The organism is Phreatobacter cathodiphilus (genome assembly GCF_003008515.1).
Classification (GTDB): domain Bacteria; phylum Pseudomonadota; class Alphaproteobacteria; order Rhizobiales; family Phreatobacteraceae; genus Phreatobacter; species Phreatobacter cathodiphilus.
Map to the genome: position 1 here is coordinate 18,745 of NZ_CP027668.1, position 14,829 is coordinate 33,573.

The 14,829-nt window shown below is 68.8% G+C and carries 16 protein-coding genes; 10 read left to right on the top strand and 6 right to left on the bottom strand.

Annotated elements, in window-relative coordinates; translation table 11 throughout:
• The first annotated feature begins 185 nt into the window (after positions 1-185).
• The 8 genes from coxB to C6569_RS00135 all read left to right on the top strand — a co-directional run bounded on the left by coxB (position 186) and on the right by C6569_RS00135 (position 8,363).
• The gene (gene coxB, locus C6569_RS00100; protein WP_425440687.1) at positions 186-1,115 is read left to right on the top strand and encodes a cytochrome c oxidase subunit II; all 930 of its coding nucleotides are present in this window, start codon (positions 186-188) and stop codon (positions 1,113-1,115) included.
• Positions 1,116-1,159: 44 nt separating this feature from the next.
• Positions 1,160-2,776 carry a cytochrome c oxidase subunit I gene (gene ctaD / locus C6569_RS00105; RefSeq protein ID WP_106746941.1) on the top strand — a complete coding sequence of 539 codons (1,617 nt, stop codon included), beginning with the start codon at positions 1,160-1,162 and terminating at the stop codon, positions 2,774-2,776.
• A gap of 86 nt (positions 2,777-2,862) precedes the next feature.
• Positions 2,863-3,795, top strand: a complete 933-nt coding sequence (locus C6569_RS00110; protein ID WP_106746942.1) for a heme o synthase — start codon at positions 2,863-2,865, stop codon at positions 3,793-3,795.
• Between the two features lie 12 nt (positions 3,796-3,807).
• Entirely contained in the window at positions 3,808-3,972 is a 165-nt protein-coding gene (locus tag C6569_RS00115; protein ID WP_106746943.1) for a CoxF protein, read from the top strand.
• Positions 3,973-3,979: 7 nt separating this feature from the next.
• Positions 3,980-4,594 (top strand): cytochrome c oxidase assembly protein, encoded by a 615-nt coding sequence (locus C6569_RS00120; protein WP_106746944.1) that lies wholly within the window; start codon positions 3,980-3,982, stop codon positions 4,592-4,594.
• A 49-nt stretch (positions 4,595-4,643) separates the two neighbouring features.
• On the top strand, positions 4,644-5,522 hold the full coding sequence (locus C6569_RS00125; RefSeq protein ID WP_106746945.1) for a cytochrome c oxidase subunit 3: 879 nt from the start codon (positions 4,644-4,646) through the stop codon (positions 5,520-5,522).
• Positions 5,523-5,679: 157 nt separating this feature from the next.
• The gene (locus C6569_RS00130) at positions 5,680-7,020 is read left to right on the top strand and encodes a M16 family metallopeptidase (protein WP_181313856.1); all 1,341 of its coding nucleotides are present in this window, start codon (positions 5,680-5,682) and stop codon (positions 7,018-7,020) included.
• On the top strand, positions 7,020-8,363 hold the full coding sequence (locus tag C6569_RS00135) for a M16 family metallopeptidase (RefSeq protein ID WP_106746947.1): 1,344 nt from the start codon (positions 7,020-7,022) through the stop codon (positions 8,361-8,363). Before C6569_RS00130 ends, C6569_RS00135 begins: the two co-directional genes overlap by 1 nt.
• A 4-nt stretch (positions 8,364-8,367) precedes the next feature.
• Here C6569_RS00135 and C6569_RS00140 read toward each other — a convergent pair whose 3' ends face one another.
• Both C6569_RS00140 and C6569_RS00145 read right to left on the bottom strand, forming a co-directional pair.
• Complete coding sequence (locus C6569_RS00140) at positions 8,368-9,168, bottom strand: SURF1 family protein (protein WP_106746948.1); 801 nt, start codon at positions 9,166-9,168, stop codon at positions 8,368-8,370.
• Positions 9,169-9,189: 21 nt separating this feature from the next.
• Positions 9,190-9,561 (bottom strand): DUF983 domain-containing protein, encoded by a 372-nt coding sequence (locus tag C6569_RS00145; protein ID WP_106746949.1) that lies wholly within the window; start codon positions 9,559-9,561, stop codon positions 9,190-9,192.
• Positions 9,562-9,802: 241 nt separating this feature from the next.
• Here C6569_RS00145 and C6569_RS00150 point away from each other — a divergent pair, with 241 nt between their 5' ends.
• Positions 9,803-10,186 (top strand): response regulator, encoded by a 384-nt coding sequence (locus tag C6569_RS00150; RefSeq protein WP_106746950.1) that lies wholly within the window; start codon positions 9,803-9,805, stop codon positions 10,184-10,186.
• Between the two features lie 111 nt (positions 10,187-10,297).
• A complete protein-coding gene (locus tag C6569_RS00155) occupies positions 10,298-10,969 on the top strand; it encodes a protein phosphatase CheZ (protein ID WP_106746951.1) in 672 nt (223 codons plus the stop codon).
• Between the two features lie 49 nt (positions 10,970-11,018).
• On the opposite strand, the gene C6569_RS00160 is transcribed toward C6569_RS00155, so the two are convergent.
• The 4 genes from C6569_RS00160 to purD form a co-directional block, all read right to left on the bottom strand.
• A complete protein-coding gene (locus C6569_RS00160; RefSeq protein WP_106746952.1) occupies positions 11,019-11,909 on the bottom strand; it encodes a TIGR01459 family HAD-type hydrolase in 891 nt (296 codons plus the stop codon).
• Between the two features lie 62 nt (positions 11,910-11,971).
• Entirely contained in the window at positions 11,972-12,883 is a 912-nt protein-coding gene (locus tag C6569_RS00165; RefSeq protein ID WP_106746953.1) for an alpha/beta fold hydrolase, read from the bottom strand.
• 33 nt (positions 12,884-12,916) lie between these two features.
• A complete protein-coding gene (locus tag C6569_RS00170; protein ID WP_146144690.1) occupies positions 12,917-13,420 on the bottom strand; it encodes a hypothetical protein in 504 nt (167 codons plus the stop codon).
• A gap of 51 nt (positions 13,421-13,471) precedes the next feature.
• On the bottom strand, positions 13,472-14,764 hold the full coding sequence (gene purD, locus C6569_RS00175) for a phosphoribosylamine--glycine ligase (protein ID WP_106746955.1): 1,293 nt from the start codon (positions 14,762-14,764) through the stop codon (positions 13,472-13,474).
• Between the last annotated feature and the right edge of the window lie 65 nt (positions 14,765-14,829).

Genomic DNA, 14,829 nt, shown 5'->3' on the forward strand with positions numbered 1-14,829 from the left:
AGGGGCCTGCAAACCCTCGGCCGGCCGTTGTGAGACGCATTGATCGGAGATGCGTCCCCGGTCGTAAGGCAAGGGCAGCCGAAAGCCCCGGCGTGCGGTCAACCGATCCGCCGGGACTGCGAGCGACAACAGAGACAGGGTCGGCGTCCGGCGATTGTCGGCCCTTGGCTACGGAGCGGAAGAACATGGGTTTGGCGATGCGGAACGGCGCGCCGGCGGTCCAGGGCGGAAAAGCCGCCTTCGGAGCGCGCGCGTCGGGTGCCTTGGCGCTTCTGGCCGCAATGGCGGCCGCGGGGCCTGCAGCGGCGCAACAGGGGCTGGGGCAACCGGCGCCGGGCGCCATCGGCTTCCAGCAATCCGCCTCGCCGATCATGGACTTCGTCCAGTGGTTCCATAACGGCCTCCTGCTGCCGATCATCACGATCATCTGCATCTTCGTGGCCGGCCTTCTGGTCTGGTGCCTCTATCGCTTCTCGGAGAAGCGGAACCCGACGCCGTCGACCACCACCCACCATGTCGGCCTCGAGGTCGCCTGGACGGTGATCCCGGTGCTGATCCTGATCATCATCGCCATCCCCTCCTTCCGGCTGCTCTACCAGCAGCAGGTGGTGCCGCGCGCCGACATGACGATCAAGGCGACCGGCTCGAGCTGGCGCTGGTCCTACGACTATCCGGACCACGGCAACTTCAACTTCGTGTCGAACATGCAGACCGACCAGGAGCGCCAGCAGCGCATCCAGGCCGGCGCACCCGCCGTCGAGGTGCCGCGCCTTCTCGCCGTCGACAACGAGGTGGTCGTTCCGGTCAACAAGGTCGTCCGCGTCCAGGTCACCTCCTCCGACGTGATGCACGCCTTCGCTGTGCCCGGCTTCGGCATCAAGGTCGACGCCGTCCCGGGCCGCCTGAACGAGACCTGGTTCCGCGCCACCCGCGAGGGCATCTTCTACGGCCAGTGCTCCGAGCTCTGCGGCAAGGACCACGCCTTCATGCCCATCGCCGTGCGCGTCGTGTCGGAACAGGCCTTTGCAGCCTGGGTTGAGGAGGCGCGGCGCAAGTTCGCCGCGGCCGACCGGCCGACGACCGTCGCCGCCAACGACATCCCCGCGGCGCGCTGACGCGCCTGCTCCCGAGACGATACCTGTCGAGGATCGAATCCATCATGGCAAACGCTCACGCGACCGCCGGTCACGACCACCACGACGACCACGCCATCCCCACGGGCTGGCGTCGCTACGTCTATTCGACGAACCACAAGGACATCGGCACGATGTACCTGATCTTCGCGATCTTCGCGGGGCTCATCGGGTTCGCCCTGTCCATCGGCATCCGCATGGAGCTGATGGAGCCGGGGATGCAAATCTTCTCCAATCCCCACACCTTCAACGTGTTCACCACCGGCCACGGCCTGATCATGATCTTCTTCATGGTCATGCCGGCGCTCATCGGCGGCTTCGCCAACTGGTTCGTGCCGATCATGATCGGCGCGCCGGACATGGCCTTCCCGCGGATGAACAACATCTCGTTCTGGCTGCTTCCGCCCGCCTTCGGCCTGCTGCTCATCTCGCTCTTCGTCGAGGGCCCGACCGGCGCCAACGGCTTCGGCGGCGGCTGGACCGCCTATCCGCCGCTCTCCTCCAAGATGGGCCACCCCGGCCCGGCCATGGACTTCGCGATCCTGTCGCTGCACATCGCCGGCGCCTCGTCGATCCTCGGTGCGATCAACTTCATCACCACCATCTTCAACATGCGTGCCCCGGGCATGACGCTGCACAAGATGCCGCTCTTCGCCTGGTCGGTGCTGGTCACCGCCTTCCTGCTGCTGCTGTCGCTGCCCGTGCTCGCCGGCGCCATCACCATGCTGCTGACGGACCGCAACTTCGGCACCACCTTCTTCGACCCGGCCGGCGGTGGTGACCCGATCCTGTACCAGCACCTGTTCTGGTTCTTCGGCCACCCCGAGGTCTACATCCTGATCCTGCCGGCCTTCGGCATCATCAGCCACATCGTCTCGACCTTCTCGCGCAAGCCCGTCTTCGGCTATCTCGGCATGGCCTATGCCATGGTCGCCATCGGCGTGGTCGGCTTCATCGTCTGGGCCCACCACATGTACACGGCGGGCCTGTCGGTCACGACCCAGGCCTATTTCGTCGCCGCCACCATGGTCATCGCGGTGCCGACCGGCGTGAAGATCTTCTCCTGGATCGCCACCATGTGGGGCGGCTCCATCCGCATGACGACCCCGATGCTCTGGGCCGTCGGCTTCATCTTCCTCTTCACCGTCGGTGGCGTCACCGGCGTCGTCCTCGCCAATGCCGGCGTCGACCGCGCCCTGCACGACACCTACTACGTCGTCGCCCACTTCCACTACGTGCTGTCGCTCGGCGCCGTCTTCGCCATCTTCGCGGCCTGGTACTACTGGTTCCCGAAGATGTTCGGCTACATGTACTCCGAGACCATCGGCAAGCTGCACTTCTGGGTGACCTTCGTCGGCGTCAACCTGGTGTTCTTCCCGCAGCACTTCCTCGGCCTGCAGGGCATGCCGCGCCGCTACGTCGACTATCCCGACGCCTTCGCCATGTGGAACTTCGTCTCCTCGGTCGGCTCCTACATCGCCGCCGTCGGCGTGGTCATCTTCCTCGGCGGCGTCGTGCACGCCTTCGCCCGCAAGCAGAAGGTCGGCGACAATCCGTGGGGCGAGGGTGCCACCACCCTCGAGTGGACGCTGTCCTCGCCGCCGCCGTTCCACCAGTTCGAGCAACTGCCGCGCATCCGCTGATCCGCCGTCCCGAAGCCCGGAGCCAGCGCCCCGGGCTTCGACCCCCTCCGGGACCCGTCCGTCCCGCCGCAACCATCGAGACCGTCTTGTCCCTCGTCGACGATACATCGAGCATCGAGCGCACCGCCCTGGTCAGCCAGGCCGAGCCGCGCGACTTCATCGCCCTGCTGAAGCCGCGGGTGATGTCGCTCGTCGTCTTCACGGCGCTGACCGGGCTTATCGTCGCGCCGGGCGGGCTCCATCCCGTCCTCGCAGCCATCAGCCTGCTGTGCATCGCGGTGGGCGCGGGGGCCTCCGGCGCCCTCAACATGTGGTACGACGCGGACATCGACGCGCTCATGGTCCGCACCGCCAAGCGACCGATTCCCGCCGGCCGCGTCGCGCCCGGCGAGGCGCTCGCCTTCGGGCTCGTCCTCTCGGTCCTCTCGGTGCTGGTGCTCGGCCTCGTCGCCAACTGGCTCGCCGCCGGGCTCCTCGCCTTCACGATCTTCTTCTATGCCGTCGTTTACACGATGTGGCTGAAGCGCTGGACGCCGCAGAACATCGTCATCGGCGGCGCCGCCGGCGCCTTCCCGCCGATGATCGGCTGGGCCGCGGTCACCGGCTCGGTGTCGATCGAATCGATCGTCCTCTTCCTCATCATCTTCATCTGGACTCCCCCGCACTTCTGGGCGCTGGCCCTGATCAAGTCCGAGGATTACGCCCGCGCCGGCGTGCCCATGCTCCCCGTCGTCTGCGGGGAGGACGAGACGCGCCGCCAGATCCTGCTCTACACGCTGGTCCTGGCGCCGGTCGGCATGGCCCCCTGGTTCCTCTCCTTCGCCGGCCTCGCCTATGCGCTGACCTCTTTCGTCGGCGGCCTCGTCATGGTCTGGCTCGCCGTCGACATCTTCCGCCGCCGCGAGGGCGCTGCGGCCCGCAAGGCCGCCGGCCGCATGTTCGCCTTCTCCATCCTCTATCTCTTCGCGCTCTTCGCCGTGCTCCTCGTGGAGCAGGGCGTCGTGGCGCGGATCTTCTGAGGAGGCGCGGCAATGGTCGATCACCCCACCGAGGCCGGCATCGTCCTCACGCCCGAGGAGAAGCGTCGTCAACGCCAGCGCAATCTCGCCATCGCCTTTGCGCTGGCCGGGCTCTGCGTGCTGTTCTGGGTCATCACCATCGTCAAGGGCGCCGCCATCCTGCAGCGGCCGATGTGAGGCGGAGATGAGCGACGCGCACCTCGAGACGGCAACTCCCCGCGACTGGAAGCGCGACCTGAAGGTCGCCTCGGCGGCCTTCGCCTTCGGCCTGGCCATGTTCGGCGCCGCCTATGCCGCCGTGCCGCTCTACGACCTCTTCTGCCGCGTCACCGGCTTCGGCGGCACGACCATGCGCGCCGAGCGCCCGGCCGACCGGGTCATCGACCACCCCGTCGACATCCGTTTCGATTCCAATATCGGCGCGGGCCTGCCCTGGCGCTTCCAGGTCGACACCACCCGCCATTCCATCAAGGCGGGCGAGACCCACACCATGACCTACAAGGTCACCAATCTCGCCTCCGTCCCCGTCACCGGCATGGCCACCTACAACGTCGCCCCCGCCGAGACCGGTCGCTACTTCAACAAGCTCGAGTGCTTCTGCTTCACCGAGCAGACGCTCGCCCCGGGCGAGTCGCGCGAGTTCACCGTCGTCTATTTCGTCGATCCCGCGATCGCCGACGATCCCTCGGCGCGCACCGCCAACACCATCACCCTGAGCTACACCTTCTACCGCCAGACCCAGTCGTCCAAGCCCGTCGCCCAGGGCGCCGCGCCGACGGCTGGATCGCGGACCAACTGACAGACCGCCGCGACGGGGCACCGTCGCGGAGAGCCCTACGGAGACTTCAATGGCCGAGGCCCACGCCAAGCATCACGACTACCACCTGGTGCCACTCAGCCCCTGGCCGTTCGTCGGCTCGATGTCGGCCTTCGTCATGGCCATCGGCGCGGTCATGTGGATGAAGTCCATGGCTCTCGCCGGCCTGCAGCTCGGCTGGGTCGTCTTCTTCGCCGGTCTCATCGGCGTCCTCTACACCATGTTCGGCTGGTGGTCTGACGTCATCCGCGAGGGCCAGGAGGGTCACCACACCCGCGTCGTGTCGCTGCACCTGCGCTACGGCATGATCATGTTCATCGCCTCCGAGGTGATGTTCTTCGTCGCCTGGTTCTGGGCCTATTTCGACGCCGCCTTCTTCCCCGGCGAGGCGATCCAGTACCAGCGCACCGAGCTCACCGGCGGTCACTGGCCGCCGAAGGGCATCGAGACCTTCAACCCGCTGCAGATCCCGCTGCTCGGCACCATGGTGCTGCTGCTCTCGGGCACCACCGTCACCGCCGCCCACCACCACATCGTGACGGGCGAGCGCGAGCAGGCGAAGATGTACCTCTGGTTCACCGTCGTCCTCGGCTTCCTCTTCACCTGCCTGCAGGCTTACGAGTACAGCCACGCCCATTTCGGCTTCTCCGGCAACATCTATGGCGCCACCTTCTTCATGGCGACCGGCTTCCACGGCTTCCACGTCATCGTCGGCACCATCTTCCTGCTGATCTGCGTTCTGCGGCTCTACAAGGAGACGCACCTGACGCCGGAGAAGCATTTCGGCTTCGAAGCCGCCGCCTGGTACTGGCACTTCGTCGACGTGGTCTGGCTGTTCCTCTTCGCCGCCATCTACGTCTGGGGCTACGACTGGTCGGGTCGCGCCCTCGCCGGTGCCGTGGGCCACTGAGGGCGCTCCCCTCCGGAACGCGAAAGGGCGGCCTCGGCCGCCCTTTTTGTTTTGCCGCCGCGGTCACGGGCTTGTCATGGGGGCCCCGAGGATGATCCATGGCTGAATGGACCGGACCCGCGGTGACGATGGTGGTACGATGCCGATGACACGACGCATGTTCACGACGGGCCTGGCCGCTGTCGCCGCCCCCGCGCTGCTGCCCTCCGCCGCCCCGGCCGTGCCCGTGGAGCGCGCCTACCGGCACGTCCTCGCCAACGGGCTCGAGGTGGTCGCCATTCCGGACCATCGCGTGCCGGTGGTCACCCACATGCTCTGGTACAAGGTCGGCTCGGCGGACGAGGAGCCGGGTCGCTCCGGCCTCGCCCATTTCCTCGAGCATCTCCTGTTCAAGGGCACCTCGCGCAACCCCGCGCCGGTCTTCTCCCGGGCCATCTCGGCGGCCGGCGGCCAGGAGAACGCCTTCACCTCCTATGACTATACCGGCTACTTCCAGCGCATCGCCGCCGAGCAGCTGCCGGTGATGATGGATTTCGAGGCCGACCGCATGACGGGTCTGGTCCTCACCGACGAGGTGGTGCTGCCCGAGCGCGACGTGGTGCTGGAGGAGCGCCGCCAGCGCATCGACAACGATCCCGGCGCGCGGCTGGGCGAGCGGATGCAGGCGCGGCTCTGGGGCGAGACCCATCCCTACGGCATCCCCATCATCGGCTTCCAGGACGAGATCGCCCGGCTGGACCTCGACGACGCCATGGCCTTCTACCGCCGCCATTACGCGCCCAACAACGCCATCCTCGTCGTCGCCGGCGACGTGCCGGCCGACGCCGTCTTCCGCATGGCCGCCGAGACCTACGGGCGCATCGATTCCAATCCGGCCATCCTCGCGCGCACCAGACCGCCCGCGGCAGCCAGGGACACCCGCGAACGCGTCCGCCTCGCCGACCAGCGCGTCCGCCAGCCGAGCCTCACCCAGACCCATGTCGTGCCCTCCTACCGCACCGCCCGGCCGGGCGAGGCGGAGGCGCTGGAAGTGCTCTCCCAGGTGGTGGGGGCATCCCCCAACGGCCGCATCTACAAGACGCTGGTGGCCGACCGGGGGCTGGCCGTCAGCGCCGGCTGCTTCTATGCGAGCTCCGCCCTCGGCGACGGCCGCTTCGGCATCTATGCCGCGCCCCGGCCGGGGGTCACCATCGAGGCCCTCGAAGCCGCCATGTTCGAGGTCGCCGACCGCGTCGCCGGCGACGGCGTCGGCGAGGACGAGATCGCCCGCGCCAAGACCCGCCTCATCGCCGAGTCGGTCTATTCGCAGGACAGCCAGGCCTCCATGGCGCGCATGTACGGCGCGGCTCTCACCTGCGGCGCCTCCATGGACGACCTGCAGCAATGGGTCGCGCGCATCCGCGCCGTGACCCGCGACGAGGTCAACGCCATGGCGCCGCGCGCCTTCGATTTCTCGCGCGCGATCACCGGCGAACTCGCGCGCGCGGAGCGGAGCTGATGCGCCGCGCCCTCGCTCTCGCCGCCGCCGGATTCCTGACGATGGTTCATGCCCTCACCCCGACCGCCCCGGCGAAGGCCCAGGCTCCCGCCAGCCAGGCGGGCCGCGTCCAGCGCGTCGTCTCGCCCGGCGGCGTCGAGGCCTGGCTGGTGCGCCAGACCCACCTGCCGGTGCTCGCCCTCTCCTTTGCCTTCCGGGGCGGTACGTCGCAGGACGCAGCCGGCCGCGAGGGCACGGGGAACCTGATGGCCGCCATGCTCGACGAGGGTGCCGGGGACCTCGATTCCGACGCCTTCCACGGGCGTCTCCAGGACCGTGCCATCGAGGTGAGCTTCGCCGCCAGCCGCGACCTCTTCTCCGGCTCGCTCCGCACCCTCTCGGAGCATCGCGGCGAGGCGGCGGAGCTGCTGCGCCTCGCCCTGACCCGCCCGCGGTTCGACGCGGCGCCGCTGGAGCGCATGCGCCAGTCCATCCTCGCCTCCATCCGCCGGGCCTCGACCAATCCAGGCTCCATCGCCAGCGACACGTTCTGGTCCGCCGCCTTTCCCGGCCACCCCTACGGACGGCGCGGTGCCGGCACGCTCGACAGCGTCGCCGCCATCACCCGCGACGACCTCATCGCCCTCCACGGCCGCATTCTCGCCCGCAACAATCTCAAGGTGGCGGTGGTCGGCGACATCACCGCCGAGGAACTCGGCCCGCTGCTCGACGCCGTCTTCGGCGAGCTGCCGGCCAAGGGCGGTCTCGTCGCCGTCCCCGACGCGGTCATCGCCGCCACCGGCGAACGCCGCGTCGTCCCGCTCGACGTGCCCCAGGCGACCATCTCCTTCGGCATGCCCGGCCTGAAGCGCGAGGACCCCGATTTCATCCCGGCCTTCGTGCTGAACCACATTCTCGGCGGCGGCGGCTTCTCCTCCCGCCTGTACCAGGAGGTGCGCGAGAAGCGGGGCCTCGCCTATTCCGTCTCCTCCGGCCTCGCCGCCCTCGATTCCGCGGGCCTCGTGACGGGAGGCACCTCGACGCGCAACGACCGCGCCGCCGAGAGCCTCGCCGTCATCACCGCCGAACTGCAGCGGATCGGCACGGAGGGGCCGACCTCGCTCGAACTCGAACAGGCCAAGCGCTATCTCATCGGCTCCTGGGCCCTTCGCTTCGAGACCTCGACGCAGATCGCATCCAACCTGCTCCGCATCCAGCTGGACGGGCTGGAGCCCGACTATCTCGACCGCCGCAATGGCCTGATCGACGCGGTGACGCTGGACGACGCCCGCCGCGTCGCGCGCCGTCTCTTCGGCGCGCCGCGGATGCTGGTCGTGGTGGTGGGCAAGCCCGAGGGGCTGTGAGGCCTCACCGCCTGCGCAGGCGCTGGAACGCGTAGGCGCCGAAGACGCCGACCAGCGTCAGGGCCAGGCCGAACCAGGTCAGCGCATATTCGAAATGCCGGTTGGCGAAGACGAGGCGCGTCTCGCCGCCCACCGGCAGGCCGCCGGGAACGGGGGTGGCGTCGGCGTCCACCGAGAAGGGCGCGGTCCTCGCGGGGTCGAGGCCGAGACTGCGGCCGATGACGGCGAGGTCGCGGGTGTAGAAGGTCCGCCGCGCCGAATCGTCCGGCGCCGCGAAGAGGCCGCGCTCCTCCGGATAGCGGACGAGGCCGGTGACGGCGACCTCGCCCTCCACCTGGCCCGCCGCGCGGGTGGCGGGATCGCGCCGGTCGGTCGGCACAAAGCCGCGGTTGACCAGCACGGTGTCGCCCGCCGCCGTCACCAGCGGCGTCAGCACGAAATAGCCCTGGCCCTGCGGGCGCGTCCGGTCGGCCTGCCGGCTGTCGCCGGCGACGTGGTAGAGATAGGCTTCCGCGTCATGACGGAAATGGCCGGTCACCGTGACCTTGCGGTACTCGTCGCGCGCGGCGCTCATGCGTGGCCAGGCCTCGCGGCCGGGCAGCGGGATCGCGGGAGCCCGTGTGCGCTGTTCCACCTGCGCGATGAGGCCGTTCTTCCAGGCGAGCCGTGACACCTGCCAGGAACCGAGGCCGACCAGGATTCCCAGCGCCAGCAGGGCGGCGATGGCCGGCACGACGAGGGAGCGCGGCCGCGCGGCGGGAGGCGGCGAGGCGATCGGAACGGGTCGGCCGGGCGTCGAGGTCATGCCCCGCAGATAGGCCCTGCCTCACTCGCTGTCGAGGCGGCCTTCGCGCGCACCATGGCGATATTGCAGCGCCACCATCAGGCCTTTCATCGGGCGCAGCAGCCCGAGGCAGACCGCCAGCACCAGCGGACCGAAGATGACCGCGTGGACCCAGAAGGGCGGCTCGTAGCGGACCTCGACCACCAGTGCCATGGCGCAGATGATGAAACCGGCGAAGAGGATGACGAAGACCGCCGGCCCGTCGCCCGAGTCGGCGAAGGCGAGGTCGAGCCCGCAAGCGCTGCAGCGGGGCTTCACCGTCAGGAACCCGTCGAACAGGTGTCCTTCGCCGCAGCGCGGACAGCGCCCGCGCAGGCCCGTCGCGACCGGTGACTGCTCCTGATAGTAAGTCATGCAACACTCCGGGGCGTCCGGACCCCCAGGGTACCGCCGCCGTCGACTATTTTCTAACCCTGTCGGGAACTGGACGCCACATCGGCGCGTTGCTTCGGCTTTTTCCCGATGCCCCAGACGCTGCGTTAACCGCTTCTTCAAGGCTGGCAGGCATTTTCATACCGATCGCCGCGATGCGTGCGGTTCGAACAACTTTCCGGAACGGTGCGCCAAGAGCTGCGCCGGCGCTTGGAGCAGAGTGATGGCTGTTGACCTTTCGATGCCGATCCTCGTGGTCGACGATTACAACACGATGATCCGCATCATCCGTAACCTTCTGAAGCAGCTCGGCTTCGACGACATCGACGACGCGTCGGACGGCTCGGCCGCCCTCGCGAAGATGAAGGAGAAGAAGTACGGGCTGGTGATCTCCGACTGGAACATGGAGCCGATGACCGGCTACGAGCTCCTCAAGGAGGTCCGTTCCGACGGTTCGCTCTCGCGCACGCCCTTCATCATGGTGACGGCGGAGTCCAAGACCGAAAACGTCATCGCCGCCAAGAAGGCCGGCGTGAACAACTACATCGTGAAGCCCTTCAACGCCCAGACGCTGAAGGCCAAGATCGACGCGGTCTTCGCCGACTGATCGGCCTGAACCGAGACCTCCGACATCGGCCGGCCCCGGGGCCGGCCTGCGGGGGGCATGCACACCGACCGGACTCACGCCGCCGCTGACGTCCCCGAGGAACAGGCGATCATGAAAAAAGTGTCCACCGAGCATCTCGACCGCATCGTCCAGTTCATCCGGACCAAGGGCAACGGCGACGTCTCGCTCGGCGACGTGGTCGCGCTGGCCGAGGTGACGGTCGAGTCGCTGTCGAGCTTCTTCCGCTCCATCGACATGGCGGTCTACCGCGAACTCTCGGACATCGCCTCCTTCATCACCAACATGAAGGTGGAGGTCGGTCGCCTGCAGCCCAACGACCTCAAGCACAGCCGCATTCCCGCCGCCGGCATGGAGCTGGACGCCATCGTCAAGGCCACCGAGAAGGCGACCGACACGATCATGGGCGCCGCCGAGGAGCTGATGGCGGCCGACGCCTCCGATCCCGTCGCCTACAAGGCCATGGTCGACGAGCGCATGATGCTCATCTTCGAGGCCTGCTCCTTCCAGGACATCACCGGCCAGCGCGTTGCCAAGGTCATCGACACGCTGAAGCACATCGAAGCCCGCGTCACCCGCTTCGCGGATGCGATCAGCGCCGCGGACGCGGACGGCTACCTGTCGGAAGACGAGCGCCGCCGCGAGGAGCGCAAGCTGAAGAACATCCTGCACGGTCCCCAGCTCGACGGCGAGGGGGTCGACCAGAGCGACGTCGACGCGCTTTTCGCCAAGCCCGCCAAGAAGGGCGCCAAGAGCGAGGCCTGAAAGAGCGAGGCCTGAAAGAGCGAGGCCTGAGGCCGACTGCCCGGCGTCCTTACCAGACGAGCTTGCGCATGACGTGACGGGGCTGGTGCCCCGTTTCCGCGATCAGCGCGGCCAGTCCCTCGGCCTTCACACCCGCCTCGTCCAGCAACACCTCGGCATGGATGCCTTCCGCGAGGAACAGGCAGTCGAAGCCCATCCGCGCTGCGCCGGCGACGTCGGTGCGCATGGCGTCGCCAATGGCGAGAACACGGTTGTTTGGCGGGCGATGCCCCAGAATGCGCTCCGCATAGCGCCAGCATGCTTCGTAGGCCGGCTCGTAGGGCTTGCCGGCATAGAGCACCTTGCCACCCATGGACTGGTAGCGGTCGCCGATGGCGCCGGCGCAGAAGATGAGGTCGTGGCCGACCTCCACCACCTTGTCGGGATTGCCGCACAGGAAGAACAGGTCGCGCGCCTTCATGCGCTCGAGCCGCTCCTGGTAGTCGTCCGGCGTCTCCGTGCGATCGTCGACGAGGCCGGTGCAGACCACGTAGTCGGCCTCCTCGATGTCGACCAGGCGGGTGTCGATGCCCTCGAAGACGACGAGGTCGCGCTGCGGCCCGACATGGTGCACCGGAGCCCCCGGCCGGGTTCGCATATAGTCGCGCGAGACGTCGCCCGACGTGACGATGGCGTCGTAGGCGGCGCGCGGCACGCCCAGCCTGTCGAGCTGGCCGACCACCACGGGGGCCTGCCGCGGGGCGTTGGTGATGAGGATCACCGGCACGCCGCTCCGCCTGATCGCCACCAGGGCCTCGCAGGCGGCCGGATGGGCCTTCATGCCGTTGTGCAGCACGCCCCAGACGTCGGAGAAAACGAGGTCGTAATCCCCGGCGATGGCGGAGAGGCCGTCGATCACGGCGGCAGTCGACAGGGGCGGGGCGGCGATGGTGTCGGTCATGGCTGCGGGTTAAGGGGCGGCGGCCCGGGGGTCAAGCGCGCCGCCGACGGTCGCGGCGCGCCTCACGCGAGGGTGGTGGCGCGCAGGAAGGGCAGCAGGGCCGCGAGGCAGCCCGCCGGGTTCTCCTCGGGGATGAAGTGCCCTGAATCCACCGCCTCGCCGCTGGCTTTCGGCGCGAAGACCTTCCAGGCCTCCAGCGGGCTCGCCCCCGCCGAGGGGATGCCGGCATCGCCCCAGACGACGTGGACGGGCTCGCCGATGGTGCGGCCGGCCGCCTTGTCGGTCGTGTCGGCGACGAGGTCGACGGTGGCGCCGGCGCGATAGTCCTCGCAGCATGCGTGGATCCGCGAGGGATCGTTGAAGAAGTCGCGATAGTGCTGCAGCGCCCGGTTGTCGTAGGAGTCCAGCGTCCCGCTCTTGGTCCAGAGCGACAGCTTCTCCTCGAGATAGGCCGTCGGGTTGCGGCCGATCTCCGCCTCCGGCGCGCCGTCCGGTCCCGACAGGAAGATCCAGTGCTCGGTCTTCGGCGAGGGTGCGGCGCGAATGCGCTCCCACATGACGAGGGTCGGTACGATGTCGAGGAGCGCCAGGCGCTCCAGCCGCCCGGGATGGTCCAGCGCCAGGCGATAGGTGACGCGGGCGCCCCGGTCGTGGCCGCAGGCCATGAAGCGTGCATGGCCGAGGGCCGACATGACCTCGATCATCACCTTCGCCATGTCGGACTTGGCATAAGGGAAATGGTCGGTGCCGCCGCGCGGCGCCGTCGACCAGCCATAGCCCGGCAGGTCCGGCAGGACGAGGGTGAAGTGCTTCGCCAGTTCCGGGGCGACCTTGTGCCATTCCACATGGGTCTGCGGGAAGCCGTGAACCAGCAGCAGCGGCGGGCCGGATCCGCCGGAGCGCGCGAAGATCTGGCCGACGGAGGTGTCGATCCAGTGCGATTCGAATCCGGGGAAGAGATCGTAGGTGGCCATGGTGTTCTGTTCTCCTGGGCGGACCGCCCTGGGTCAGGCGACCGCTCCCTCATCGACAACGCCCCGGGCGAGCAACCGGCGGATCGCCGTGACGAAATTGTTGAGGGCTTCCGGCGTCAGGGTGAGCGGGTTCTCGGAGGTCGCGACCGGCACGTCGATTTCGATCAGCCCCGCCCGTCGCGAGAGGTTGACGTCGATGGTGGCGCCGCTCAGCTGCAGGTCCGGAACGGCGAAGGCCTCGCCGGTCCAGAGACTGCGGAAGGGCGTCTTGTCGGTGGGAATGGTTTCGCCGGCATCGCGGATATGACGCAGCAGCCCGTCGATCCCGTCCGCCAGCGCCTCGACCCGCTCGTGCGCCACCCGCTTGCCGCGGCCATCGACGAAGAACACGCCGCCGTCGTCCCGGCGGAGATGAAAGTCGAAATCGGGACTTATGCGGGGATCGATGTCCCGGAGGCTGGCGATGGTGCGCCCGCCCGCACCGGCCGGCCAGACGGCTTCCCAGATCCGACCCATCGTCGTCTTCAGCCGTTGCACGCGCGTCTCCGGGTTGGTGGCCCGCCACGCTAGCGGCGCGGCGCCCCCGGCTCAATCCCGCAGGTGGGGGGCCTGTTCCCGCGCCACCGCTTGCCAGCCGATGTCGCGGCGGCAGAAGCCGCCCGGCCAGTCGATGAGGTCCACCGCCCGGTAAGCCTTTTCCTGCGCTTCCGTCACCGTCCGCCCCGTGGCGGTGACCGCGAGGACGCGGCCGCCGGTGGCGACGATCTCGCCGTCCTTCACCGCCGTCCCCGCATGGAACACCTCGACTCCGGGCAGGTCGCGCGCCCGCTCGATGCCCCGGATGAGGCTGCCCTTCTCCGGCGTGCCGGGATAGCCCCTGGCGGCCATCACCACGGTCAGCGCCGCCTCGTCGTACCAGCGCGCGCTCATGGTCTTGAGCTGGCCGTCGGCGGAGGCCAGCAGCAGCGTCAGGAGATCGTCCTTCAGCCGCACCATCAGCACCTCGCATTCGGGGTCGCCGAAGCGGCAGTTGTATTCGATAAGCTTGGGCCCTTCGGTCGTGATCATCAGTCCCGCGAAGAGCACGCCCTTGAACGGATGGCCCTTGGCCTTCATCGCCGCCAGCGTCGGGCGGATGATCGCGGCCATGGTCCGCTCGACCATGGCGGGGGTCATCACCGGGGCCGGCGAATAGGCGCCCATGCCGCCGGTATTCGGGCCGGTGTCGCCGTCGCCCACCCGCTTGTGGTCCTGGGCGGTGGCGAGCGCCAGCGCCGTCTCGCCGTCGCAGAGCGCGAAGAAGGAGGCCTCCTCGCCGGTCATGAACTCCTCGACGACGACGGCGGCGCCGGCCGCGCCCATGCCGCCCTCGAACATCATGTCGACCGCCGCCAGCGCCTCGTCCAGCGTCATGGCGACGACCACGCCCTTGCCGGCGGCGAGGCCGTCGGCCTTGATCACGATCGGCGCGCCCATGCGCTTCACGTAGTCCTTGGCCGGCCGGGCCTCGGTGAAGCGCTCGTAGGCTGCGGTGGGAATGCCGAACTCCCGGCAAAGATCCTTGGTGAAGCCCTTGGAGCCTTCGAGCTGCGCCGCCGCCTTGGACGGGCCGAAGACCTTGATGCCGGCTGCGGCGAGGTCGTCGGCGATGCCGGCCACCAGCGGCGCCTCGGGTCCGACCACCACGAAGGTGACGGCGTGGGTGCGGCAATAGGCGACGACGGCGGCGTGGTCGGTGACGTCGATCGCCGCGAGGGTCGCGACCTCGGCGATGCCCGGATTGCCCGGCGCGCAGTGGAGGGTCGTGAGCAGCGGGCTCGCCGACAGGGCCCAGGCGAGGGCATGTTCGCGGCCGCCGCCGCCGATCAGAAGCACGTTCATGGCCGTCTCCGCCGAGGGATCGGCGCCCTGTCTCCGTCAGATGCAGGCTGCCCCTTCAACCCTCG